We start from the raw sequence: 24243 nt of genomic DNA, 5'->3' as shown, positions 1-24243 counted from the left end.
CGCGCAGCAGTCCGTGCGCGGCATGGTGGTCCAGGTGGCGAGCCCCGCTCACCACACCATCGCGAAGCTGCCGGGGTGGCGGGCCTTGTCGTACACCGACCGCAGCCACGGCTCACGCACTTCCGGCAGCCGCCCCAGCGCCGCCACGAACACGTGCCGGTCGAGGTGGAACGGCCTGTCCGGCAGCAGCGGCGCCGGGTCGTCGCGGCGCTCCGCGGCGGGCAGCGCGACCGGCCCGCGTCTCGGCCGGTGCGCCAGGTGCGCCCACACGTCCCACTCCAGCGGCACCCCGTCGCCCGCGCCAGGCAGCGACCACACCGCGCCGGTCTGCGGATGCCGTGGCACCAGGGCGATGTCCACGTCGCCGGCCGGCAGGCCCGGTCCGGCGAGCGTCAGTGTCCTGCCCGGCGCGCCGCCCGGCAGCATCGCCGTGAGCGCCGGTCGCAGCAGCTCTGCCAGCGTGCCGTCGGGTACGGCCACCGGTACACCGCCCGACAACGCCAGCAGCCGGGCCATCGCCGCCGCGAACGCGGCCGACCACAGTGGACTCCAATAGCCCAGCTGCTCCACCGGGCCGACGCCGGGCCGTTGCGCCCTGAGCTCGTCCCAGGTGAGGGCCGGCGCGACGGCACCGCTGACGTGGCGCACCGCACGCGGGTCGAGCCACACCGCCTGCCAGTGGCCGCAGTCGTCGATGCGCGTCGCGACCAGGCGGCCGCAGCGTTCGCACGCCAGGTTGGGCCCGTCCCGGCCGTCGGGGCCGAAACACTCCCCTTCGGCGGCAACCTCGCTGAACACGGTGCCGCGGACGTCACCGGGCGCGATGACGACCGCGCCGCTCGGCCCGCCCGGCAGGTCCGCCGGCGGCACATACCGGTCTGGCGGCCAGGGCGGTCCGAACGAGCCCGGATCCACGGCGAACGTGCCGGGCTCCATCAGCACACCGAGCAGCTCGTGCCACGGGTGCTGATGGGTGTGGACCGGCAGCGCGACCTCCGACACCGGCACGGTCAGCTCGGCCCCGCATCCCCCGCACACGAACATCACCGCGCATTCTCCCGCCAAGCCCGCGATGCGCCAAGGGGTGCCGGGGAGTGCCACGGCGCTTCACGGAGATGGACGCCGGACCGGCGGCGTCGTGCCGGGGCACGACGCCGCGTCGTCACGGGGTGAGGGTGGAGATGAGGGCGCCGGCCTCGGTGCGGGACATGTCCAGGCCGCGGACGTAGGCGTCGGCGTGGCGGGGGGCCGGGGCGCCGTGGCGGTTGCGGTGGGCGTTCGCGCGGCCGATGGCCTGGGCGGTGAGGCCGACCCGTCGGCCGATGCCGGTGACCGCGCCCCACAGCAGCGCGCCCGCCTCGCCGTCGCCGGTGAGGGTCAGGGCGCGGGCCAGCGACAGCGACGTCACCAGCCAGGAGCTCACCGTCGGGGCGTCGTCGAGCCGGGTGGTGAGCCGCAGCGCGGCCTCCCGGGCGTCGTCGTAGCGGGCCTGGTCGAGGGCCACCTCGACGCCGAGCCAGCTGGCCACGGTCACCACCCAGCCGTAGCCGCACTCGCGGGCCTCGGCGCGGGCCGCGGCGAGCAGCTCCGCCGCGCCGTTGAGGTCGCCGGCCAGGTACCGGGCGTGCCCGGACACCATCCGGCCCTGCGCGAGCAGGTCCGGCCAGCCGACCCTCTCCGCGGCGCGGTGCGCCCGCGCGGCGGCCTCGCCGGCGAACGTCGCGTCGCCGGACGCCGCCGCCACGAACGACAGGCAGCACAGGGCGTCGGCACGCAGGTAGTCGTGGCCGGCGCGTTCGGCGTCCCACACCGCCTCGTGCGCCTGGGCGACGGCGTCGGGCACGTCACCGGCGATCGACCGCAGCGCCGACAGGCCCAGCTTGGCCCGGCTCCGTGCCGACTGGCCGGCCGCCGACCGGTCCTGCCCGCCGGCGGCGAGCGCGGCCCGGAGCCACGCGGTGCCCTCCGCGGTCGCGGCGTCGTGAAACCAGTACCAGGCGACCCCGCCGGCGATGTCGACGGCCGCGGCGCCGTCCCCGTCGGCGAGCGCACTCCGCAGCGCGGCCCGCACGTTGCGGCGCTCGGTGTGCAGGCGGCGCAGCCACTCGTCGGCGGCGCTGGTCCGCAGCTCGGTCGCGGCCTCGCCGGCCATGCGCCGCACCCACTCCCGGTGCCGGCGGACGGCACGGGCGGCCTCGTCGTCGTCGATGAGGTGTCTGGCGTACTGGCGCAGCGGCCGGCCCATGCGGAACCGGTGCGCGGTCCGGCCGTCGCGGTGGACCTGGATCAGCGACCGGTCGACGAGCCCCGGCAGCCGCCCGTGCCCGCCCGGTGCGACCGCGCCCATCGCGTCGAGGTCGAACCCGCCCTCGAAGACGGCGAGCTGCCCGAGCAGCGTCGCGTCCACCGGCGTGAGCGCCCCGCCGAGCGGGTCGGTGGCCGGTCCCAGCAGCGCGGTGGGGTCCTCGCGCAGGTGCGCGGCGAGCGCGGACAGCGGCAGCGCGCGGGACAGCGTCGCGGCCCGCTCGATCGCCGCCGGCAGGCAGCCGACCGCGGTGCAGACCGCGGCGGCCAGCCGCCGGTCCGCGGTGCCCGGCGCCCGCGCGACGAAGCCCGGCGCCCGCGCGAGGAACAGGTCGACCGCCTCGCCGACCGGCAGCGGCGCCAGCTCCAGCAGCGCCTCGCCGGTCACGCCGAGCGGCTCCCGGGCGGCGACGAGCACCCGCGGCCCGGAGGAAGCGGCGCGTTCCAGGACGGCGGCCAGGTCGTGCGGGTCGGCGTTCCCGTCGACCACGAGCAGCCGGGTCGCCGGGCCGGGATCCTCCGGCCACCGGACCGTGGGGATCCCCGTCAGGTCGGCGTGCCGCTGCCCGTACTCCAGCACCAGGCGACGCTTGCCGACCCCCGGCGGTCCGGTCACGGTGACGACCCGCGCCGACCGCAGCAGCTCGGCGACGGCCACCAGCTCCGCGGCACGCCCCACGAAGTCCGTCTCCGGCGGCGGGATGTCGGCACTGACCACGATGGCCGGACCGCCGGCGGCCAGCGGCTCGTGGCGCAGGATCGCCGTCTCGAGGCCGCGCAGCCCCGGCCCGGCGTCGACACCGAACCGGCCGGCAAGCGTCTCGCGGGCCTCCCGCAGCACGTCGAGGGCGTCGACCTGCCGGCCCGACCGGTACAACGCGACCGCCAGCAACTGCCAGAGCTGCTCCCGGCCGGGGTGCTCGCGGGCCAGCCCCGACAGCTCCGGGATCACCGCCTCGTGCCGCCCGAGACCCACGTCGGCGGTCACCCGGCCGATGCGCGCCTGGACCCGCTCCTCCTCGAGGCGACGCCCCGCGACCAGGGCGAACGAGGCGTCGGGGAAGTCGGCGTACGCGCCGCCCCGCCACAACCCCAGGGCGCGGTCCAGCGCGGCCCGCCCCTGCTCGAGCCGCCCGTGCGCGATGAGGTCCTGCCCCTCGGCCGCGAGCGCGCTGAACACGTCGGCGTCGAACGCACCGGGCGCGGGACGCACCGCGTAGCCGCCGCCGACCCGCACCAGGACCCGTGCCGGCGACCGGGGCGGCCGGTCGGGTTCGAGGGCGCGGCGGAGCCGGGCGAGGTGGCTGTGGACGGTGCCGAGCGCGGTCGCGGGCGGCTCGGCGCCCCACAGCACCTCCACGACCCGGTGGAACGGCACCTCCTGCCCACCGGCGCTGAGCAGCAACGCGAGCAGCATGCGCGGGCGCAGCCCGCCGAGGTCCACCTGCTCGCCGCCGATCGTCACCTCCAGTCGCCCCAGGACCGCGAACCGCGGATCTGCCATGGCCGTACACCTACCCGATGATCGCTGACAAAGGACGTCGGGTCAGACGACCAGCACGGCCCGGCGGTTGCGCGGGCGGACTGTCGCAAGTCCGCCTGCGCAAGCCGCGCCGGTGAGCTAAAGGACGCTCAGATGCGGGCGCCCTTGGCGAGGTTGCAGCGCCGGCACAGCAGCTGCAGATTTCCGACACTGGTCGCGCCGCCGCGGCTCCACGGGATGACGTGGTCGAACTCCAGGTACTCGGTGGCCTGGCACTCCACACACGCACCGCCGTCGCGCCGCCACACCTCCGCCCGTACCGCGGGCGGCACCGACCGGGAGTCGCGCTGCGCCGGCACGGCCGCGATGCGTTTCGCGACCCGCAGCGTCCCGGTGAGCACGGCCGACACGTACTCGGGGTCACTGACCTCGTACGTGCCGGCGCCCTTGTTGACGGTCGCGGCGATGACGACGTTGGTGTACTCGGGACGGACCTCGAGGACCTTCGACCAGGCCAGGTCGGCGCCGCCGCTGTCGCCGAGGAAGCGGAGCTTCGAGTTCGTGGCGATGAGCCGGCCGTTGGTGCGCTTCGGGCCGCTCGACAGGTACCGCACCTGCACCGCCGGCACCTCCAGGTGCAGGATCTCGCCGGCGTCGAGGTGCAGCGTCGTCTGCTGCACCCGCGGCACCTCGCCATTGCTGATCAGCCCGATCTCCAGGCCGCGCTGCATCCGCCGGCGCATCTCGTTGATGGCCGGGTCGGCGATGCCGAGCTGCCGGACCGCCTCGTCGAACCCGTCGATCTCGTGCTGCTCGATGATGTCGTCGGCGAACGCGAACGTCAGCACCCGGTGCAGGTGGTGCAGTGCCACCGGCCGCAGGATCTCCCGGCCGTTGCTCTCCGGGACGCGGTGGTAGCGCAGCTCCGCCCACAGCGCATCCCAGGCCGGCCCGCTCGGCCCGGTCGAGGCGAGGACGCCGGCCGCCTTGGTGCGCCACACGCCGAGGATGTTCGCGATCTCCGGCTCGCAGCGGCCGCAGGTGGCGGAGTCGTGCCCGGACAGCCGGTACTTCGGCCCACCGCAGCGCCCGCACCTGGTGACGGTGTCCTGCAGGTCCGGGACCTCCTGCACGCTCCACTCCTCGCCGGTCCACCAGCGCAGCGTGCCGGGCTTGCCGGGCGCGGCGTACCAGTCGGCCGGCCGCTCTGTCGCCTGCCGCGCGGGCGTGGCCGGGGCCTCCGTGGCCGGCGCGTCGTCGTCCTCGTCGACGGTGACGCCGTAGTCCGTCGCGAGGCCGGCGAGGCCGCTGTCCCAGCCCTGGCCGACCGCCCTGAACTTCCAGCCGTTGTTGCGCCGGTACAGCTCGCCGAACACGACCGCCGCGACCCGTTCGACGTCCAGGAGCGGGAAGCTCGCCAGCTCGCGCCCGTGCTGCCCGGTGACCGTGACCTTCAGCCCCGGCACCGTGTCGAACGTGCCCGTGTCCATGGAACCGGCGATGACCACCTTGTCCACATCGGACGGCAGGCGGCCCAGGTCGACCGCGACGCTGGCGGTGCACTGCCCGTCGGTGCTCAGCTCGACCGCGCCCGCTGCCCCGCTCGGCTGGTTGTAGAACACGAAGTCGGCGTCCGAGCGGACCTTGCCGCTCGCGTTCAGCACCAGCGCGCACGGGTCCACCACCGACCCGGTCCGCCATGCCACCAGCACCTGCACGATCGTCTCGTCGATCGTGGTGTTCGCGCCCCGTACCAACGCCGAAACCGCCATCACGCCACCTCCGGCCGAGAGGGTATCGACACGCACCGCCAACTTGCGATCACTCCGCGCTGAAACCAGCCGATCGCCCGCCGCCACCGCCAGAGCGGGTTCCGTCGCCGCCCGATGCGTCGCATCGAGATCGCCGAACGGCCGATCCCGGCCGTCGATCGCGGGGCGTAGATCGGTGCACCTCGAACGTTCGGCTGAGAACAGGTACGTAACATCGAACGTCATGAGGAGACGGTGGGGGGCCGTGGGCGTCGGGGTGGTGCTGGCCGCCCTGGTGGGAGCCGCCGGGTGCGGTGGCGGGACGGCAAGCACGCCGGACGCGCCGGGCCCGCTGCCGTCGGGCGTGGCACCCGAGGCCGTGACGCGGTGGGCGCAGTTCCCGGCGGACCGGACGCCGCGGCCGCTCGTGCTGCTGGACGAGCTGCCGCTGTCGTCAGGGTTCTCCGACGGCGCCACCCAGGACGCCTTCCGGCACGGTCGGTACCTGCTCGCGATCCAGGAGCCGTTGCCGCAGGCGCCGGCGGGGACCGTCGCCGTCACGCTGCCCGGGCAGCCGGCCGCGCAACTGCCCTCCCTCGGCGCGCAGGAGGCGTTCGCCGCTCTCAGCGGCGCCACGCCGGGCACCGTTGCGCCCAGGTCGACGGGCGTCGTGCGGATCACCGCGGTGACGTACGGCTCGGCGATGTTCCGGACGGACCGGGGCGACGCGAGCCTGCCCGTCTGGGTGTTCACGGTCGAGGGCGGCGGCGGACCGGTGCTGTGGCCCGCCCTCGCCGCCGACGGCTACGTGCTGGCGCCCGCCAAGGTCCAGGCGCCACCGCTCGGCCCGGCGACCGCCCGCGGCAGCACCGTCACGATCCGGCTCGAGGCGCCCGAACCGGCCTGCCCGGGACGGCCGGAGCACCGGTACGAGCCGGTCGTGGTGGAGTCGCCGCGGGTGGTCGCGATCGGGCTGCGGGCGGTGGTCAGCGGCACGGCTCCCGGCCCGGCGAACGACAGCTGCGGGCACCTGGCGATACTGCGCACCGCCGAGTACGAGATGCGCCTCGCCGCACCGCTCGGCGCGCGGCTGCTGGTCGGCGCCGACGGCACCCCGATCCAGGTCAACCAGCTCTAACCGCTGGGGCGGACCACGCCGCCCCAGCGGGTCCGCGGACACGGCGTCCGGTCCGCCGAAGGCCAGGACCACCCCGAGCGGCACCCGCCGAACCGGCCGGTTCGGGGGCGGCCGGGCGACGGCGATGGCAGGGCGCAAATCGGTGAACCTCGAACGTTCGGGTGAGATCGGGGACGTAACCGGCACGATAGTGTCGTGCCCGTGACGCGGGAGGTGCTCCGGTCGGCGGGTCCCGCGGCCGGCATGGTCGCGTGGCGGTACGTGCAGGCGGCCGTCGTCGTCATGCTGCTCGGGACCGTCTGGTGGGCCGCGTTCCTGGCCGGCTGGGTCGGCTCCGAGGCATTCGCCTACGTCTTCGTGCCGGTCGGCGGGGTCCTGGCCACCGCGTCCGTGCACCACATGCTGCTCGGCGGCGGGCTCGACCCCGTCGCCAGGCGGTTCTGGCGCGGGCTGCGGGCCGCCATGGCATTGATCACGATCGGGTACGCGTGGCTGGCGCTCGACATGCTCACGCACGCCGCCGAGGCCCATACCCGCACGATGCCGGTCCTCGCGGCCGCGAGCGTCGGGATCGGGTTCCTGGCCGCGTTGTGGGCGGTGGCCCGGGTGCCGGTGATGCCGACCGGCGGCGTCGAGTGGTGGCGGATGCTGCTGGACCGCACGATCGGGTTCCTCGGTTGCGCGGCGGTCCTCTGGTACGCGGGGCTGGCCCCCATGCTGTCGGCCCGGGAGCCGTGGAGCCGGCAGGCGATGGTGCTGGTCGGGCTGGCGTTCCTGGCCGCGGTCGGCGCCGCGACGAAGGTGTCGTACATCGCCGGCGGCCCGGTCGACCGGACCGCGGTCCGGCTCATCGCGGCCAGCGGCGGCGTCACCGCCGGGATCGTCGCGGTGCTCGCCGTGCGGTTCGGGTTCGTCGCCGCCGTGCCCGCGCAGGCGGTCGTGATGCCGCTGACGCCGGTGCTGGCCACGCTGGGCGTCGCGGCGCAGTGGCGGGCCAACCTGGGGCTGCGCCGCGGCAGCGCCCGCAGCGGCAGGTGGCTGCCGTACCTGGCGGTGATCGCGGTCGACCTGCCGCTGGTCGCGATGGCGTTCGGCGCGCCGCTGGACTGGCCCGGCCGCGTCGTGGTGATCGCCGCCGTGCTGGTGACGGCGCTGGTCACGGCCCGGCAGTACCTCGCGTTCCAGGACAACACGCGGCTGCTCGCCGACATGCGCGACCAGGAGGAGCGCCTGCGGTACGAGGTGAGCCACGACGCCCTCAGCGGCCTCGCCAACCGGGCACTGTTCCGGGGCCGGATCGCGACGGCGCTGACCTCGCCGGACCCGGCGTGGGTGCTGCTGGTCGACCTGGACGACTTCAAGGCCGTCAACGACCTGCTCGGCCACGGCGTCGGCGACCGCCTGCTGGTCTCCGTCGCGCAGCTGCTGCAGGCCGAGGCCGGCACCGCCGGCCTGCCGGTGCGCGTCGGCGGCGACGAGTTCGCGGTGCTGCTCGCCGGCCCGGGCGCGGACCCGGAGAACCTCGCCGCCAGGATCCTGGCCGCGCTCGACCAGCCGATCAGCGAGCACCGGCTGCTCGTGCAGGCCAGCATCGGCATCGCCGCGGTGACACCCGGCGCCACCGTCGACGCGGTGCTGCGCGACGCCGACGTCGCCATGTACACCGCCAAACAACGCGGCAAGGCCGGCTTCGTGCGCTACGTCGACGGCATGGGCGAGCCCGTCCTGGCCCACATGCAGCTCGGCGGCGAGCTGCGGCGGGCCCTCGACGGCGGCGAGCTCCGCGTGCTCTACCAACCGATCCTGCGCCTCGACGACCACCGGCTCGTCGGCGTCGAGGCCCTGGTCCGCTGGCACCACCCGACCCGTGGCGTGGTCGGTCCCGCGGAGTTCATCCCTGCGGCGGAGCGGACCGGACTGATCGTCCCGCTCGGCCGGTACGTGCTGCGTGAGACCTGCCGGCAGGCCGCGAAGTGGCTGGCCGAGTTCGGCCCGGACGCGCCGCTGCGGGCGGCCGCCAACGTCTCCGCCCGGCAGCTGCACGACCCCGACTTCGTCGCCGACGTCACCGCCGCCCTCGCCGACAGCGGCCTGCCCTGCGAGCGGCTGGTGCTCGAGGTGACCGAGTCCGCGGTGCTGCGCGGGCAGCAGGTGTCCCGGACGCTGTACGAGCTCGACCGGATGGGCATCCGCCTGGCCCTGGACGACTTCGGCACGGGCGAGTCGTCGCTGAGCCTCCTGCGCGCGTTCCCCGCCGCGATCGTCAAGCTCGACAAGTCCTTCGTCGACGGCGTCGAGATCGACGACGGCCAGCCCGCCGCGGTCAACGCCCGCCAGGCGGTCGCCCGCGCCGTCGTCCAGCTCGCCCACACCCTCGGCCTGGACACGGTCGCCGAGGGCATCGAGAGCGCCGAGCAGGCGGTGGTGCTCCGCGAGCTCGGCTACACCGTCGGCCAGGGCTACCACCTCGCCCGCCCGATGACCGCCGAGAGCGTGTCCAGCCTCCTGTCCCGCCAGCAGTTCCTCACCGGCGCCGACCGCTGAGCCGCCGCGAGATCGCGTCACACCCACACTGGCCGGTCGGTGTGGGCACCGCGGGCGGCGCCCACACCGTGAGGGTCACAGGGTGCGGCCGTGCCAGCGGGACAGCGCGGCCAGTGCGGCGCGGCGGCCGACGGCGGCGCCGACCTCGTCGGTGGTGCGGTAGTGCACGCCCTCCCAGACGCGGGCGTCGATGTTGTCGCGGGTCAGCTGGTGCCAGGACGAGTACCGCAGCGTCACGTCCGCCGCGGCGGTGCTGCTCAGGTCGAACGCCGCGCGCGGCGGGCCGGCGACGGCGTCGAGGACGGCCTGCGCGGCGCCCGCGTAGGTGGTGTGTCCGCTCGGGTACTCGGGGTGCGCGGGCGTGGCGAGCAGCGGCGTCCACGCCGGGTCGGGGGCGACCGCGCCGGTGCGGATCTCGGTGACCGGGCGCCAGGCCAGGTGCCGGTACTTGGCGCGGTAGGTGGTGATCTGCGCGTCGATGGTGGCGGCGTGGAAGACCGCGACGAGGGCGATCCGGTCGGCCAGGGAGCGGCGTGCGGCGCCGTGCGAGCCCTGCGGCGCGAGCGTGGTGCGCAGCGCCCCGGTGTACCCGTTGAGCGACGTCTGCGCCCAGAACCTGGCGACGGCGGTCTGCCGCGCGGTGCGCACGGTGCTCGCGGCGGCGCCGACCGCCCGGATCTCGGCGAGGTCGCGCTGGTGCACGGCGCTGTCCAGGGCCGGCGGCGGGCCCGGCTGCAGTGGCTCGACGTCACGGACGAGGAACGGCCGGCCGTCGCCCTGGCCGGCCTGGACCGGCGCGGCGAACGCGGGCGGCGTCGGCTGCCACACGCCCGGCGCGGCCGGCGGCACGGTGAACGGCCGGTTGACCGAGGCGAGGTCGAGCCCGTCGCCGGTGCGCTCGGCGAGCACGGCCGTGGCGGCATCGACCCCTGCCCGCACGGCCCGGTCGGCGTGCCGCCCGCCGATCCGCGCGACGGTGGCGGCGAGCGCCGCGTCGAGGGTCGCGGCGGCGGCCGGCGTGATCGTCACGAGCGTGTGGTGGACGGCGGCGGCCAGCGCCAGCTCGCTGCGCGTGGCGGCGACTGCCCGGCCGGCGGCGATCCAGGCGACCGCCCAGGTGCGGCTGTTCGTGACCTGCTGCGAGCCGGTGATGACACCGACGGTCGCGGCGGTCAGGTCGTACCACTCCAGCAGCGTGTCCACGCGACTGCCGGTGGCCTCGGCGCGGCCGGGCAGCGCGAGCACGCTGACGGCGCCGGCGCCCGCGGAGGCGAGCAGCAGGCGGCGGGAGAGCATCGATGTCTGCATGCCGCAGACCCTAACCCGCCTAATCCGATCGGATCAATAGGGAACTCCTCCGGCGAAGGCGGCGAACCGGGCGAGCGGCGACCTGGTCCAGCGGGTGACCCTGGATGAGCCGCTTGACGGGCACCTCGAGCTTCTTGCCGGTGCGGGCGTGCGGGATGGCGGGCACGGCGATGACGTCGTCGGGGACGTGCCGCGGCGGGGCCTGGGCGACGAACTCGTCGGTGAGCGCGCCGTCGCCGTCGAGGACGACGAACAGGACCAGCCAGTCGCCGTCGGCGGTGGTCACGACATGACCGGCGCGCACACGCCGGCCATGAGATCCCGCATGATCGCTCCCTTCAAACCACCATGCTGGTTCAGCCAGCTTGGGATCGGGTGTGGTCGCACATCAAGCGTTCCGGGCCAAATCAGCATGGCAGTTTTCCGGGAGGGGTCCGACCGGCGCTGGAGGCGCTGATGGTTGCCGACCCGCCCGCGCTGCGCCGCGCCGACTGGGAGCGCGGGACCGCCGCGGCCTCAGCGCTGCGCCGCCCCGAGCAGGCGGCCGAGCAGCTCGCCGCCCTGGCCGCCGCCGCGGACCTGGACGGCATCGCCTTCATCCACGCGAACTGGGCCCTGCACGCCCGCATCGCCGACGTGACCCCGAATGCCATGCTCCGCTCGTTCTACCTCAGCCTGCTGGAGATCATCGAGTCGCACACCCTCGCCGTGCAGCCCCTGGACGACCAGCCCCTCCCCGAGCACATCCAGAGCCGCCACGACCTGCACGCCGCCCTCGTCGACGCCATCGCCGCCCGCGACGAGCACCAGGCCCTCGCCCTCATCCCAGGACCACCGGGCTGATCAAGCACCGGAGTTCCTTACATGACACCACCTGCTCCTCGTAGGGTCGGCGGGCGTTCTTCGTAGGATCGGCACGTGTACGAGGCGCAGCGGCACGCGGGCAGCGTGGCGGTCATGCCACTGCCCGGTGGCGGGTTCGGCGCGTGCCAGGTGACGTCCGGCTCCGCCGTGGTCGCGCTGGACTGGTGGTCCCCTGAGCCGCCCACTCTCGACGACCTCCGCGACGCCGGGCCGCTGGAGCCGACGCACCACGGGCAGGGCGGGCGCATCGAGCACCTCGACGCCGGCGTCGACCCGATCCCGCCCGAGTTCCAGTGGATCGGCCGCCTCCCGGTCCCCGCCGAGCTGCGCGAGCCGCCGCTGACCTACGCGGGGTGGGCCACCCTGCAGCACACCGTGGCGGCGCAGCACCGGTGGGACGCGCATGTGCCGCCGGCCGCGCGGGCGGCGTTCCTGTCGGGCCGCTCCGCCGTGCCCGGCGACTTCGGCGCCGGCCTGCTGCAGGTCAGCACGAACGCCCGACGGCTGGACCTGACCGCCCCGGGCGCCGTGCCACACACCGGCGCGGTCGACTGGCGGGCGCTGGACGGCTTCCCCAGCTGCACCGGGCTGACCTGGACCGGCGCCGACCGCGGCCTGGCCGCCGCCCTGGCCGCCGGGCCGTGCGTCGACACGCTCATGTGGACAGACGCGCCGTCCACAGTGGACCTGAGCGGGACCGAGCTGGCGAATCTGCACCTGTCCGGTCCGGCGGTCTCGCTGGTGCTGCTCCCGGACGCGCTGCAGCACCTTACGCTCGACGGCGCGGGCCTGCCCGGCAGGGTGGTCACACAGGGCCGATGCCGGCTCACGGTCGCCGGTGCCGGCGTCGGTACGGTACTGCCCGGCGGCCTCGACCAGGTGACGACGGCGGAGCTCCAAGGAGCGGGAACGGTGTCGGTGGCGGGGCTGCGTGAGGCGCTGCCGGGGCTGCGGTCGCTGCGCGTACGGTGGCAGAAACCGCCGGGAGAGCTGCATGGCGCCGCCGGCCTGGCCGGGCTCGACGGGCTCACCGTCGTCGAGCTCTTCGACGCATACGGACTGCGCGCCGACACCCTGCCGGACTGGGGACATCCGTTTCTGCGGTCCGTATGCTGCACGCGTGTTCAGACGTCTCTTCAGGCGCGGTCCAGTGCCTGTCATGCCGGTCCTCGACCGCGATCGTGCGCTCGATGACCACGACTTGCGCTTCATGCGTGCCCGGGCGGTTGCCGGTGACTGGACAGCTGCCCGCGACGTCATCGCCGCGGCCGGCGTCGGCTGGGAGCGTCGCGGGCATCGGATCTGGGTGTTGGCCGAGGCCGCACCGGACAACGCCGGTGAGTGGCTTGACGCGTGGCTGTCGGCGACTCCGGACGACCCCACCGCGGTGACCCTGTATGCGGCAGCGCTCAGCGAGCGGGCCGGCCGGGCGCGAGGCGCTGCGCCGGCCGCGCGGACGTCGCAGGACCAGTTCCGCTCATTCGGCGAGCTGTCGGCGCAGGCCAGGGTCCAGGCGCAACGCGCGGTCACGCTCACTGCCGACGACCCGGTGCCGTGCAACATCCTGCTGGGCTCAATGTTCGGCGACGCTGAACACCGTGGCGCATTCCGTGAGGTACTGGCGGAGGCAAAGCGACGTGACCGGTTCGACTTCGAGGTGCACTCGACCGCGGTGACGTTTCTCTGTGAGAAGTGGTTCGGCTCGCACGACGCGATGTTCGCCGCCGCCCGCGAGACGGCGTCGGAGGCTCCACCGGGAACCGGGGTTACGATGCTGCCACTGCTCGCCCATCTCGAATATGCGATGCGGCAGTACTCGTGGGGCAAGGTCAGCACGAGCGCGCTGGTCGACTGCCGTCGATACTTCCGGCGCCCCGATGTCCAGCGCGAACTCGATGAGTGCGTGACGAAGTGGCGCTCGCCCGGCTCGCCAACCCATGCAAAGGCGCTCATTTGCGAGAATTGGCTCGCCATCGCCTACGCACTCTCCGGTCGCCGCGAAGAGTGCAAGGCCGTGTTCGAGCGCATCGGTCCGCACGCCGCCTCGCACATCTGGTCGTACTTTTTCGGCTCCACCATCGGCGGTTTCACAGCGAACTGGGCTTGGGCCAACCGCGTTCGCTGACCAGGCAGGCAAGATCAGCGTCTGGGTGTACACCTACCGACGCGGGGCGTCGCGGACTCAGCAATTGCCGACTCTCGGTCACCGAGTGATGTGTACCTCGACAGCCCGCCGCACGCGTCCATCCGTGCTCAGAGCCACCTGAGACACACTGTCGCCGGAGGCGATCGCAAAGGGATCCACAGTGGACGGATAGCTCAATGCACTCCGGTCGATCCGGAGCATCGAGCGACCTGGTCAAGGCTGTGACTAGGTGCGCAAGGCGGCTCCGGCCGGTTCGGGACGATCGGCGCAGCGGTTCGCCCGGAACGCTTCCCGCTGGCGCGGTCCTCGGCATGGGCGCCAGACGACAGGTCGTCACTTTGGGTTAGCTATGTCCGCCGCCACCGCATCCGGATCTGTTTGATATGCAGGTGAGCGGATACACCGAGGGGCACCATGCAATGCGCTAAGCGGCCACTAATCGCAGTCGTACTCGCTTTCCGGCCGTAGATTCTGCACGAAGGACACGAAGTCGGACGCCAGCACTGTTATCCGGTAATCCCACTCCTGGTCGACGTGGACCACCCTCGGCTCGCCGGCCGGACCGCACTCGCTGTAGTCGAACGCGATCATGTCGTGACCGGCCGAAGGGCAGTCCGCGAAGTAGACCCCGATCGGCGGGTAACCCCATCCGTCCAGCCACAGCCGCTGGCCCGCGGCGCCCGCCAGCGAATAGCGCTTGTTCCGGCCGATTCCCATGATCCCGTGCACGCCGACATGGTCCTCGGCCCACGTCGTTCGGCTGGGCGCAGGGCAGCACCCGCTCCTAGGAATACCGCCGTTGTGCGACTTCATCAGGGTCACGTAGGACTGGGGTAAGCGGTATCCGAGCTCAGCCTGCACCGAAGCGACCAACTCGGCCGAGGGCGGCTCGTCGACGTAGGCGTCGAGCGCGTACTCTCCGTCATCCCAGAACGAATCCAGCGCAACGCCCGGGAAGGCACGCCGAACCGCGTCGTCATACATGAGGCCCTCCTGAGGTCGGTGCACCACCGTACCGGCTGATCACCTTGACGAGGGCCGAGCCTGCAGTGCGGTCCGGCAGGCCCCCTATCCGGACTCAGGGCCACCGGCAAATCCCGGTAGCCGACTCCTGATCACGTTAACGCTCTTGCCGCGATCCGCTCGCAATTCACCGTGACGGAGAGTTGTCCACTCAGTGTCCTGACGTAGCCGATGAGCGCATGCGGTGATCAGCTGGCTGCGCGTTCCCACGGACGCTCGATCCACGGATTGTCGTCGAGGTAGGCCGTGAGCTTGGGGAAACGTTGCCTCGTACGGTTTTCGTCGGTGAGGTCGGCCGAAGTTCCGACCGGTGTGCCGGGTCCGGAAGGCCCATGGGCCGGCAAGGGAGCCCCGGTTGCGGCGATGTGCGCCTCGAGCGGAAGGCCGCAGAACCAGTCGATCCGCGCGTTGTGCCGGTCGGGCGCCAACTCGACAAGGTTGTCAGGGTCGTCTTGGACCCGTCGCATGGTTTGCCGCCCATGCGACACGATCCAGTCCTGTATCGCGAGGAAGTCATCATCGTCGAAGGGACCCAACAACAGCGTGGCAGCGTCCCGGATGGGCCAGCGGTAGAGCTCGTCCTGTGCTTGGAACCAGAGCTCCTCGAACTGTTCAATCTCGTCCGGAGTCAACGCGCGAAGGCGACGAAGAAGCACCTGAGCGACGCGTTCGGTGTCACTGCCCGCCTCAGCTCGGGCGCTCTCGACGGTGCGCCAGAAGACCGCCCACTCCACTGCCAGACCATACCAAGTCGGTCCCGTGCCGCCGGATGCCGCGCGACGAGCCTTACGAGACCCTGTCGCATCCGGATCTACCGCCGACCGAACGCTGTGGATCGCCGGTGGCTGTCATGCTGCGTACTGCCGCTCGGTCGGCGTTGGTCCGCTGGCCAGCGCCCGGTCGTACCACCAGGAGACAAGAAGCCGATGAGCGCGGGCGCGTACGATTCCGCGTTGACCTAAAAGGGGCGAAGCCGTTGGATTTCGCGGACCGGTTGGCGGCGGTCGCAGCCCGCTACGAGGCGCACTGCGATGCGCCGTTCCCGAGCCGATGGCGCGGTGCCGACGTGGCGGGCTTCGACATGATCATGCTCGACAGCTTCCCGAGCGGTTGTATCTCTGTCTGGCTGGCGCAGGCTGGTGCCCTGGATGATTGGCGATGGAACATCCTCGCCGATTACGAACAGCGGCTGCTTCGCGTCATTCCGGAGCTGGACGACGAAGGCCGCGAGTACTACCAGCGAATCCTGGACATGGCTGTGCTCATACTCGAGGCGGACAGCCCACGGCCATCAGCGTGAGCGGTCGGACCAGCCATCCGAGACCCGCCGCCACCTGACGCCCAGCTCATGCACTTCGCCGTGACGGATCGCCGACACACGGGCGCAATCCGCTCACAAGTCCTGCCGGTTTCACTGGGATCCGTCACCGCCGTCCCCTCCGGCGGGCCAACCGGAGCCAGGACCCGGACGGCACGACGCGCGTGGCACCGGTGTCTGCCGGCACCGGTGCCACCGCACCCACCGCCGGATGCGGCGGACCGCGACGCAGCATCAGACGGGCACGGACGTCACCGGCTCCGGACCGATCGAGACGGCGACGCGGGCCGCGACCGCACGGCACCGTGGCTGCGGGCCACCGACCCGGGTGCGACCGGGAGCCGGTGGCCCGCGAACTCCAGACCGGCGCCTACCCGTGCCCGCCGGTGGTGCCGCGGTCCCCCGGCGGCCGGCCCTGGCACGCCGCCGGGAGCGCCGCAGCCTGCCTCATCTGGGGGCACGTGCTCCAGGGTCCACGACCGCGGCCGGCGCGGAGGAGCCGCCGCGGGTGGCGCCGGTCAGAAGCCTCAGCCGGCACGTGCGGCGGTCCGCGGCGCGGAACAGCAGGACGAGCAGCGTGACGTCGACGGCGTCGCCGGCGTAGTACATGAGCTGGGCGCCGGTCGCCGCGGCCGGGTCGTGGGCGTAGAGGTACTTCGCCAGCATGCCGTGGGCGGCGATGAACGCGACCAGGACCGCCGCCCGGGTGCTCCACGCGGCGCGGTGCGGTGCCGGGTCCCGGCCGACCAGGGACCAGGTGAGCAGGCAGCCGGCGAGGAACACGTGCGCGTGGACCAGCGGGTGGTCGCCGATGCGGGTGTGCAGCGGCGTCGCGTACAGCAGCCACAGCCCACCGGCGTCGAGCAGCAGCGCCGTCGTCGGGTGGGTGAGGAGCCGGACCGGGGTGGAGCGTAGCGCCCGGGACAGCCCCCGGGCGGGCCTCGGCGGCAGGGCGCGCAGCAGCAGCGTCACCGGCGCCGACAGGCACAGCAGCAGCGGGGCGATCATGCCGAGCACCACGTGACAGGCCGCGTGGGCGGTGAAGCCGTGATGGCCGCCGTACAGCGCCGCGGCGGCGGCGAGCAGCAGGCCGGCGGACCAGCTCAGGGTCCGCCACACCGGCCACGGCCGCCGGCGGCGGGGCAGCAGCAGCGCGGCCGGGTAGCCGCACAGGCCCGCGAGCAGCAGCAGACCGACGACCTCAGGGTGCGGGTCATGCATCCGGATGCCGCTCCCGGGGAAGCCGCCGCGCCCGGAGGAGCAGCGCCGCGCCGGCGAGCAGCATCAGCACGGCGATGATGTTCCACGTCCAGTCGTAGCGGGCGATGTCGGGGACGTAGCGGATCTGGTGCAGCCGCAGGACCTTGTGCTGCACGGTCCCGTCGTACAGCTGGAACGCCCCGGCGCCGAGCAGCAGCCCGGACCACCAGCGGCCCGGGTCGACCGCCCGCCGCCGGCGCAGGTCGGCGAAGAGGAACAGCCCCGCGACGGTGGCGAACCAGCCGAACGCGTGGAAGATCCCGTCGGAGACCAGGCCGGCGGCGGGGGTGCCGCGGTCGTAGAAGTGGTGCCAGTGCAGCAGCTGATGGAAGACGGTCTCGTCGACGAACGCGGCGATTCCGACTCCCAGCAGCGCTCCGGAGACCAAGTTCCGCACAGCAGGTGTCACCGGTCCGCCTCGGCGGGTCGCCGGGCGGCCACGGCGGTGACCGCGCCGACGTTCAGGACGCCTCGCCCCGTGGCCGCGTGTCGCCCTGCCCGGTGTGCTGCTGCGCGATGTCGACGCCCTTGTCGATCTGGTCGCCGTACTTGCCGCCGGTGCGCTTGTCGGCCTGCTCGCCGCCCTTCTCGATGGCCTCGTCGACCTTGTCGTCGTGCTTGTCGGCGAGCTTCTTGGCTCGGTCCATGATGCCCATTGCGTCCTCCTCCTGGTACGGGTTCGGAGTGGGCCCTCTACCCGCCACCCGCCGGTCGGATGCATCCGCGGCCACGTTTTTCCAGTGGGGCACACCCACGCCCGCGCTCAGTCCTCCTCATCGAAGGCCGCCGGCCGGGGCCACCTCAAAGACCGGTCCACGGCACGGCCCCATCATCTGGACGCTTGCGAGGGTGCGTCGAGGAGGGCGTCGCCGGTCGCGGTGCGGTAGTAGAGGACCGAGCGGCCGGAGCGGCGTCTGGTGACGAGGCCGGCGTCGAGGAGGACCTTGAGGTGGCCGCCGACGGAGCCGAGGGTGGTGCCGGTCAGGGCGACCAGCTGGGTGGTGCTCAGCGGTGCGGAGAGGAGCGTCAGCACGGTGGCGCGCAGCGGGCCGAGGAGCCGGGCGAGCGCGTCGGTGGGTGCGGCGCCGGTGTCGGCGAGCCAGCCGGTGCAGGGGTAGATGACGGAGTACGAGGTGGCCGCCTCGTCCCAGCCGACCCAGCCGCGGGCGGCGGTCGTGGGGATGAACAGCAGCGCGGCGCCGGTGACGTCGAGCGGCGCGTAGTCGTACGTGTTGATCTGCAACCGTCCGTCGCCGAGCCAGCGCATGCCGGGCCGCATCCCGTCCAGGACGGCGGCCCACCCGCCGGTGCTGAGCCGGTCGGTGCGGGAGACGATGTCCGCCTCGAAGACGCGGCGCAGGCGGGGCCAGCCCGGCCGGACCAGGTTGGACCACACCCACTCGACGAGGTCGGCGGCGCGGCCGGCGAGGTCACCGGTGCTCAGCACGTCCGGCACGGTGTCGCCGAGGCCGAGGTGTGCCTGAGCGACCGCGGCAGGGGTGGCGCGCAGCCGGGCGAGCTCGGTCTCGAACGTCTCGCCGGGGGTCTGCGGTGGCGTGACGAGGAAGTCGGCGATCCAGCCGGGGCGGATCGCGGCGCGCAGGAACGGCCGCACGAACGGGTCGCCGGCGTAGTGGGCGTCGAACGCCGGCCGGTGCGCGGCGAGCCACTCCCGCTGCGGCGCGGACACCGCGTGCTGGCCGCCGAGCGCGGACAGGCACGCGACCGTCTCGGCGAGCGGCGACACGACGAACCGGCTGCCGGCGAGCACGTCCGTGCCGATCTGCCAGAACCCCACGTTTCGCCTCCATCCGAAACTGTACCGTGCGGCGGTACAGGCGCAGCACGATGCCGATCATGCGCACGTACCGGCAACTGTTCCGCACACCCGAGTTCACCGCCCTGTTCGCGACCCTGTCCGGGCAGGTCGCGGCGGGGACCGTGGCGGGCATCGGGCTCGGCACCCTCGTCTTCGCGGCCACCGACTCGCCGCTGCTGTCGGCGCTGAGCATGTTCGGCGCGTCGTTCGCACAGCTGATCGGCGCGGCGACGCTGCTGTCGTGGGCGGACCGGGTGCCGCCGCGGGCCGCGCTCACCGGCCTGGCCGTGTTCGCCGCGGTCACGACCGCCGTCCTGGCCGTCCCGGGCCTGCCGATCGCCGCCGTGTTCGCGGTCGTGCTCGCGCAGGGCCTCGCCGCCTCGGTCGGCGGTGGCGTCCGGTACGGGCTGCTCGCCGAGATCCTCCCGGCCGACGGCTACATCCTGGGCCGTTCGCTGCTGAACATGTCCGTCGGCGCGATGCAGATCCTCGGCTTCGCCGCCGGCGGCGCCCTCGTCGCGGCCGTGTCCCCGCGCGGCGCGCTGGTCGCCGGGGCGGCCCTGCAGGCGGTGTCGGCGCTCATCGCCCGCTTCGGCCTGACGGCGCGGCCGCCGCGGGCGACGGACCGGCCGTCGGTGCGGGCGACCTGGCACGGCAACCGCAAGGTCTGGCAGCCCGCCGTCTACATCGCGATGTGGGTGCCGAACGGCCTCATCGTCGGCTGCGAGGCGCTGTTCGTGCCCTACTCCCCCGCCGCGGCCAGCGTCCTGTTCGTCGCCGCCGCGATCGGCATGCTCGCCGGCGACGCGATCGCGGGCCGGTTCGTGCCGCCGCGGCTGCGCTACCGGCTCAGCGGGCCGCTGCGCTGGCTCCTGGCCGCCCCGTACCTGCTGTTCTTCCTCGACCCGCCGCTGCCGGTCGCGGTGGCGGTCGCCGGCGTCGCGTCCGTCGGGTACGGCGCGACGCTCCTGCTGCAGGACCGCCTCCTCGCCACGACCCCCGAGTCGCTGCACGGCCAGGCACTCGGCCTGTTCGGCTCCGGGCTGCTCGCCATGCAGGCGGTCGGCGCCACCCTCGGCGGCCTCATCGCACAGCAGGTCACGCCGGCAATCGCGATGGGCATCCTCGCCGTCGGCTCGCTGCTGGTCTCCACGGGGCTGTTCGTCGCCGGCCGGCTGACCAAGCCCGCCGGAGCGACCCAGCGTCCCGAGCCGGTGGCGGCGGTCTGACGCGCGGCACCCGCGCGGCTACTCCTGAGCCTCCGCCGCTCGCCCGGCGCGGAGCTGCAGGACGTACGCCGCGGTGAGGGCGACGCCACGGTCCTCGTCGCCGGCGAGTGCCGTGAGGGCGTCCGAGGCGGTGCCGCCCGGGATGTCCGCGAGGGCCTGGGCCACCCGGCGACGGGCCGCGGATGCGTCCGCGCCGGGCGTGAGGCGGGCCACGAGCCCGGCCGCGATCGGCTCGGCCAGCGCGGGGTCCCCCGCCAGGACGGCCAGCGCGTCGCCCGCGTCGACGTCGTTCGCGCCGTCGACGACCATGTCGACGAGGGCCGGGATCGCCTCGGCGGCGCCGCGAGGGCCGAGCGCGAGGGCCGCACGCCGGCGGACGGTGAGGTCGGCGTCGGTGAGCGCGGCCCGCAGCAGGGTCGTCGCGGCCGTGTCCGGGATCTCCGCGACGGACCGGACGGCGCGTTCGCGCACGATCGGGTCCGGCGCGGCGAGGCCCTCGGCGAGCAGGGCCACGCCGCTGTCGCCGGACTGTGCGAGGGCCCAGCGCAGCGCCCCGGCGACATTCGGGTCGGACTCGCTCAGCGCCGCCTCGACCAGCGCCTCCACGGGGAGCGGTGCGTCCGGGGACGAGGCCAGGGCCGCGCGCTGGCGGCGGCCGGCGCTGTCGGAGCCCAGGGCCTGCAGGAGGGAGACGATCTGCAGGACGTCCTCCCAGGCGGCGGGCTCCGCGGCGTCGATCCGGCGCAGCCGGGTGAGCAGGTCGGTCTCCGCCGCGATGCGGTCGGTGGTCTGGCGGATGAGGTCGGTGACGAGGTCCGACGGGGTGAAGCCGGGGTCGTCCAGGGCCCGCCCGACCTCACGCAGCGACAGGCCCAGCGTCCGCAGGCTCTCGATGTGGAAGATCCGGCGGATGTCGTCGTCGGAGTACTCGCGGTACCCGCCGACGGTCCGGCCGGTCGGCCGCACCAGGCCCAGCGATTCGTAGTGCCTGAGCATGCGGGCGCTCACGCCGGACCGCCGGGCCACGTCACCGATCAGCAATGCGGGTCACTCCTCCTGGGCAGCGGCATCCGGGCCCAGCGCCCGGACGCGCTTCGCCTCCTCGACCGCGAGCGCGAACCCGGCGTCCGGGTCGCGCAGCAGCCGCTCCGTGGCGGCGGCGTGCTGCCGTACGTGCGGCTGCGCACTCGAAGCCGCGGCGTGCAGGGCCGGCTCGATCATCTCACCGAGCGCGACCAGCGCCCGGCTGAGGCTCAGCCGCGTCTCGCGGTCGCCGCGCCCGAGCTGGGTCACCAGCACGTCGACCAGCTCACCCTCGGCGCCGGGGGGCACGAGCGCGACCGCCGTCCGCCACGCGGTGCGCGCGACCCCGTCGTCGGCGTCGGTCAGCAGGTCACGGGTGATCGCCGGCCACGCCTGCCGGTCGCCGATCTTCGACAGCGTGTGCAGCGCCTGGCTGCGCGCCTGCGCCCGCTCCGACCGCAGCTCGCCGATCAGCCTGGGGACCGTCGCCGCCGCCGGGTGGCGGGTGAGCGCCCAGGTGAGCATGTCCCGCACGAAGAAGTCGGGCTCGACCGCGCACCGGGTGACCAGCGTCTCGACGAGCGCCGGGTCGGGAGCGGTGCCGACGGCGAGGGCCGCCTTCAGCCGTACCGACGAACTCTGGTGCTCCAGTGCCTGGACGGCCTGCATGGTCATCGCGACCACCTCCTGCGGCACAGTGAACGGCTTGTCACTGTGTCAAGGTCAAGGAAGGTGGGTCAGCTCCCGGTACGCGCCGATGATCGAGCTGGTCAGGTCGGCGAACTCGACAGCCGGGTCATGGGCCGGGAGCAGCCGGTCGAGCAGGCCGTCGGCCCGCCGGACGGCGTCGACGGCCGCGCGGACGGCCCGCTCGTCGCGGACCAGGTCGACGCACTCCCCGGCGAGCGCTTCCAGGGCCCGCACCCGGCGGTCGATCTCGGCGTCGAGGCCGGTCAGCGTCTCGCCGACGCGGGCGCGCCGGTCGGCGAGCGACGCGTGCAGCGCCGCCGACGCGGGACCGGTGGGCAGGCCGGCCGCGGCGCGGGTCAGGTCGGTGAGCCGCCGGCCGGCGGCGGCGCGGTCGTCCAGGAGGCCGGCGAGCGTCCACAGCGACGCGGCGAGCGGCTCGCTCGGGGCGGGCACGGGCACCAGGTCACGCAGGCGCGGCCACACCAGCAGGATCGCCTGCGCGGCGCTGAACGCCGCCGCGAACACGGCGGTGTCCGCGGGCCGGCGCAGGACGACCCGCCGGTCCTCCCAGCTCACCCGGGCCCGACCGGCCGCGCCGAGGGCCAGCGCTGCCGCGCCCAGTGCGGCGCCGGCCAGCGGCGTGAGCAGCACGGTGGCGGCGGCGGACGCACCGGCGGCGGTGCCTGTCGCCAGCCGCAGCGACCTGCGCCGGGGCGGCCCGGGACGGTCCGCGGCACGGGACGGGATGAGATGGATGATGCCGTCGCGGCCGGCGCGGGACACCGGCCCGGCGAAGCTCGGCTCGTCGAGCGCCACGAGACAGCCGGCGGCGCCGTCGAGCACGACGAACAGCAGGTCGTCCGCGGCCACGACGCCAGTGTATCGACGCGCCCGGCAACCCACATGCTCGAACACCACTGTCGTCGGGTGATGCGCCGGTACAGTTCGGCGATGGGCCACCCAGCGCTGCGCGACGCCGCCGGCACGCCGTTCTGGCTGGACCGGCCGCAGCGGCCACCGCACCCGCCGCTGCGTGGGGCGGAGGAAGCGGACCTGGCGGTCGTCGGCGGCGGGTTCAGCGGGCTGTGGACGGCGCTGCTGGCGAAGGAGCGCGACCCGGGGCTCGACGTCCTCGTGCTGGAGGGCCGCCGGATCGGGTGGGCCGCCAGCGGGCGCAACGGCGGGTTCTGCGCCGGTAGCCTCACCCACGGCCTCGCGAACGGCGCGGAGCGCTTCCCCGACGAGATCGAGACCCTCGAAGCGCTCGGGCGGGCCAACCTCGACGGCATCGAGGCGACGCTCCACCGGTACAGCATCGACTGCGGCTTCGAACGCACCGGTGAGCTGTCGGTGGCCACGGCCCCCTGGCAGGTGCCGGGGCTCCTCGAGCAGCAGCGGCTGTCCGAGCGGCTGGGGCGCCGGGTCGGGTTCCTGGACCGGGACGCGATCCGGGCGGAGGTCCACGGCGCGACCTATGAGGCCGCCGTCTGGGACCATGACGGCACGGCGATGCTCGACCCGGCCCGCCTCGCGTGGGGGCTCGCCGACGCGTGCGCCGCGCTCGGGGTGCGTTTCCACGAGGGCACGCGGGTCACCGGCATCGCCCCGGCCGGCGCGGGGCTGCGGCTGCGCACCCCGGACGGTTCGGTCACCGCGGCGAAGGTCGCGCTCGGGACGGGGGCGTTCCGGTCACCGCTGCGGCGGGTCCGGCCGTTCATCGTCCCCGTGTACGACTACGCGCTGATGACCGAGCCGCTCACCGCCGGGCAGCTGGCGTCGATCGGCTGGGCCCGGCGGCAGGGCATCGCCGACGCCGCGAACCAGTTCCACTACTACCGCCGCACCGACGACGACCGCATCCTGTGGGGTGGCTACGACGCCGTCTACAACAACGGCGGCGCGATCCGTCCCGCGTACGACCAGCGACCGTCCACATCGGACAAGCTCGCCACCCACTTCTTCGAGACGTTCCCGCAACTGGAAGGGCTGCGGTTCACGCACGCGTGGGGCGGTGTCGTCGACACCTGTTCGCGGTTCTGCGCGTTCTTCGGCACCGGGCACGGCGGCCGGCTCGCGTACGCGGCGGGCTTCACCGGCCTCGGCGTCGGCGCGACGCGCTTCGGCGCGCAGGTGATGCTGGACCTGCTGGCCGGTGAGCCGACGCCGCTGACCCGGCTGCGAATGGTGCGCTCGAAGCCGGTGCCGTTCCCGCCGGAGCCGGTCCGGTCCGGGGTGATCCAGCTGACCCGCTGGTCGATCGCCCGCGCCGACGCGAACGACGGCCGCCGCAATCTGTGGCTGCGCACCCTGGACCGGCTCGGCCTCGGCTTCGACTCCTGACCG

At 74.0% G+C, this 24243-nt stretch carries 22 protein-coding genes; 8 read left to right on the top strand and 14 right to left on the bottom strand.

Features of this window, described 5'->3' with window-relative positions:
- Positions 1 to 48: 48 nt before the first annotated feature.
- The 3 genes from ACFY3L_RS02290 to ACFY3L_RS02280 form a co-directional block, all read right to left on the bottom strand.
- A complete protein-coding gene (locus ACFY3L_RS02290) occupies positions 49 to 1044 on the bottom strand; it encodes a hypothetical protein (protein ID WP_389319129.1) in 996 nt (331 codons plus the stop codon).
- 118 nt (positions 1045 to 1162) lie between these two features.
- On the bottom strand, positions 1163 to 3808 hold the full coding sequence (locus ACFY3L_RS02285; RefSeq protein WP_389317791.1) for a BTAD domain-containing putative transcriptional regulator: 2646 nt from the start codon (positions 3806 to 3808) through the stop codon (positions 1163 to 1165).
- 128 nt (positions 3809 to 3936) lie between these two features.
- On the bottom strand, positions 3937 to 5559 hold the full coding sequence (locus ACFY3L_RS02280) for a TerD family protein (RefSeq protein WP_389317788.1): 1623 nt from the start codon (positions 5557 to 5559) through the stop codon (positions 3937 to 3939).
- Between the two features lie 223 nt (positions 5560 to 5782).
- Here ACFY3L_RS02280 and ACFY3L_RS02275 point away from each other — a divergent pair, with 223 nt between their 5' ends.
- Positions 5783 to 6676: a hypothetical protein gene (locus ACFY3L_RS02275; protein WP_389317785.1), complete on the top strand. Its 894-nt coding sequence runs from the start codon at positions 5783 to 5785 to the stop codon at positions 6674 to 6676.
- Between the two features lie 195 nt (positions 6677 to 6871).
- A complete protein-coding gene (locus tag ACFY3L_RS02270) occupies positions 6872 to 9220 on the top strand; it encodes a putative bifunctional diguanylate cyclase/phosphodiesterase (protein ID WP_389317782.1) in 2349 nt (782 codons plus the stop codon).
- A 75-nt stretch (positions 9221 to 9295) separates the two neighbouring features.
- Here the strand turns inward: ACFY3L_RS02270 and ACFY3L_RS02265 are convergent, their stop codons facing one another.
- Both ACFY3L_RS02265 and ACFY3L_RS02260 read right to left on the bottom strand, forming a co-directional pair.
- Positions 9296 to 10528, bottom strand: coding sequence for a vanadium-dependent haloperoxidase (locus tag ACFY3L_RS02265; protein WP_389317779.1), 1233 nt, complete (start codon positions 10526 to 10528; stop codon positions 9296 to 9298).
- 19 nt (positions 10529 to 10547) lie between these two features.
- The gene (locus ACFY3L_RS02260) at positions 10548 to 10814 is read right to left on the bottom strand and encodes a hypothetical protein (protein WP_389317776.1); all 267 of its coding nucleotides are present in this window, start codon (positions 10812 to 10814) and stop codon (positions 10548 to 10550) included.
- A 170-nt stretch (positions 10815 to 10984) separates the two neighbouring features.
- Between ACFY3L_RS02260 and ACFY3L_RS02255 the strand changes: the two genes are divergently transcribed.
- The 3 genes from ACFY3L_RS02255 (at position 10985) to ACFY3L_RS02245 (ending at position 13517) form a co-directional block, all read left to right on the top strand.
- Positions 10985 to 11371 carry an FCD domain-containing protein gene (locus ACFY3L_RS02255; protein ID WP_389317773.1) on the top strand — a complete coding sequence of 129 codons (387 nt, stop codon included), beginning with the start codon at positions 10985 to 10987 and terminating at the stop codon, positions 11369 to 11371.
- Between the two features lie 75 nt (positions 11372 to 11446).
- Positions 11447 to 12586: a hypothetical protein gene (locus tag ACFY3L_RS02250; protein ID WP_389317770.1), complete on the top strand. Its 1140-nt coding sequence runs from the start codon at positions 11447 to 11449 to the stop codon at positions 12584 to 12586.
- Positions 12552 to 13517, top strand: coding sequence for a hypothetical protein (locus tag ACFY3L_RS02245; RefSeq protein WP_389317767.1), 966 nt, complete (start codon positions 12552 to 12554; stop codon positions 13515 to 13517). The genes ACFY3L_RS02250 and ACFY3L_RS02245 overlap by 35 nt, the downstream gene beginning before the upstream one ends.
- Before the next feature lie 456 nt (positions 13518 to 13973).
- Here the strand turns inward: ACFY3L_RS02245 and ACFY3L_RS02240 are convergent, their stop codons facing one another.
- On the bottom strand, positions 13974 to 14522 hold the full coding sequence (locus ACFY3L_RS02240; RefSeq protein ID WP_389317764.1) for an SMI1/KNR4 family protein: 549 nt from the start codon (positions 14520 to 14522) through the stop codon (positions 13974 to 13976).
- 227 nt (positions 14523 to 14749) lie between these two features.
- Positions 14750 to 15295, bottom strand: coding sequence for a DUF4240 domain-containing protein (locus tag ACFY3L_RS02235; RefSeq protein ID WP_389317761.1), 546 nt, complete (start codon positions 15293 to 15295; stop codon positions 14750 to 14752).
- A 242-nt stretch (positions 15296 to 15537) separates the two neighbouring features.
- On the opposite strand from ACFY3L_RS02235, the gene ACFY3L_RS02230 reads away from it, so the two are divergent.
- A complete protein-coding gene (locus ACFY3L_RS02230; RefSeq protein WP_389317759.1) occupies positions 15538 to 15861 on the top strand; it encodes a hypothetical protein in 324 nt (107 codons plus the stop codon).
- A gap of 465 nt (positions 15862 to 16326) precedes the next feature.
- Here ACFY3L_RS02230 and ACFY3L_RS02225 read toward each other — a convergent pair whose 3' ends face one another.
- The 4 genes from ACFY3L_RS02225 to ACFY3L_RS02210 all read right to left on the bottom strand — a co-directional run bounded on the left by ACFY3L_RS02225 (position 16327) and on the right by ACFY3L_RS02210 (position 18937).
- Complete coding sequence (locus ACFY3L_RS02225) at positions 16327 to 17100, bottom strand: cytochrome c oxidase assembly protein (protein WP_389317756.1); 774 nt, start codon at positions 17098 to 17100, stop codon at positions 16327 to 16329.
- A complete protein-coding gene (locus ACFY3L_RS02220) occupies positions 17093 to 17536 on the bottom strand; it encodes a DUF2243 domain-containing protein (protein ID WP_389317753.1) in 444 nt (147 codons plus the stop codon). The genes ACFY3L_RS02225 and ACFY3L_RS02220 overlap by 8 nt, the downstream gene beginning before the upstream one ends.
- A gap of 64 nt (positions 17537 to 17600) precedes the next feature.
- The gene (locus ACFY3L_RS02215; protein WP_389317750.1) at positions 17601 to 17795 is read right to left on the bottom strand and encodes an antitoxin; all 195 of its coding nucleotides are present in this window, start codon (positions 17793 to 17795) and stop codon (positions 17601 to 17603) included.
- A gap of 173 nt (positions 17796 to 17968) precedes the next feature.
- Positions 17969 to 18937, bottom strand: a complete 969-nt coding sequence (locus ACFY3L_RS02210) for a transcriptional regulator (protein WP_389317747.1) — start codon at positions 18935 to 18937, stop codon at positions 17969 to 17971.
- A gap of 59 nt (positions 18938 to 18996) precedes the next feature.
- On the opposite strand from ACFY3L_RS02210, the gene ACFY3L_RS02205 reads away from it, so the two are divergent.
- Complete coding sequence (locus ACFY3L_RS02205) at positions 18997 to 20187, top strand: MFS transporter (RefSeq protein ID WP_389317745.1); 1191 nt, start codon at positions 18997 to 18999, stop codon at positions 20185 to 20187.
- 18 nt (positions 20188 to 20205) lie between these two features.
- Here ACFY3L_RS02205 and ACFY3L_RS02200 read toward each other — a convergent pair whose 3' ends face one another.
- From ACFY3L_RS02200 to ACFY3L_RS02190, 3 genes are read right to left on the bottom strand one after another with little or no spacing between them, the layout of a single operon-like run.
- A complete protein-coding gene (locus tag ACFY3L_RS02200) occupies positions 20206 to 21228 on the bottom strand; it encodes a HEAT repeat domain-containing protein (RefSeq protein WP_389317742.1) in 1023 nt (340 codons plus the stop codon).
- 6 nt (positions 21229 to 21234) lie between these two features.
- The gene (locus ACFY3L_RS02195; protein ID WP_389317739.1) at positions 21235 to 21885 is read right to left on the bottom strand and encodes a HEAT repeat domain-containing protein; all 651 of its coding nucleotides are present in this window, start codon (positions 21883 to 21885) and stop codon (positions 21235 to 21237) included.
- Positions 21886 to 21933: 48 nt separating this feature from the next.
- On the bottom strand, positions 21934 to 22770 hold the full coding sequence (locus ACFY3L_RS02190; protein ID WP_389317736.1) for a hypothetical protein: 837 nt from the start codon (positions 22768 to 22770) through the stop codon (positions 21934 to 21936).
- An 81-nt stretch (positions 22771 to 22851) separates the two neighbouring features.
- Between ACFY3L_RS02190 and ACFY3L_RS02185 the strand changes: the two genes are divergently transcribed.
- Positions 22852 to 24240, top strand: coding sequence for an NAD(P)/FAD-dependent oxidoreductase (locus tag ACFY3L_RS02185; RefSeq protein ID WP_389317733.1), 1389 nt, complete (start codon positions 22852 to 22854; stop codon positions 24238 to 24240).
- Positions 24241 to 24243: the final 3 nt, after the last annotated feature.

This window comes from Dactylosporangium sp. NPDC000521 (assembly GCF_042898305.1).
GTDB lineage: Bacteria > Actinomycetota > Actinomycetes > Mycobacteriales > Micromonosporaceae > Dactylosporangium.
Note: the sequence above shows the minus strand (reverse complement) of the source record. Positions and strands in the feature narration are given on the sequence as shown.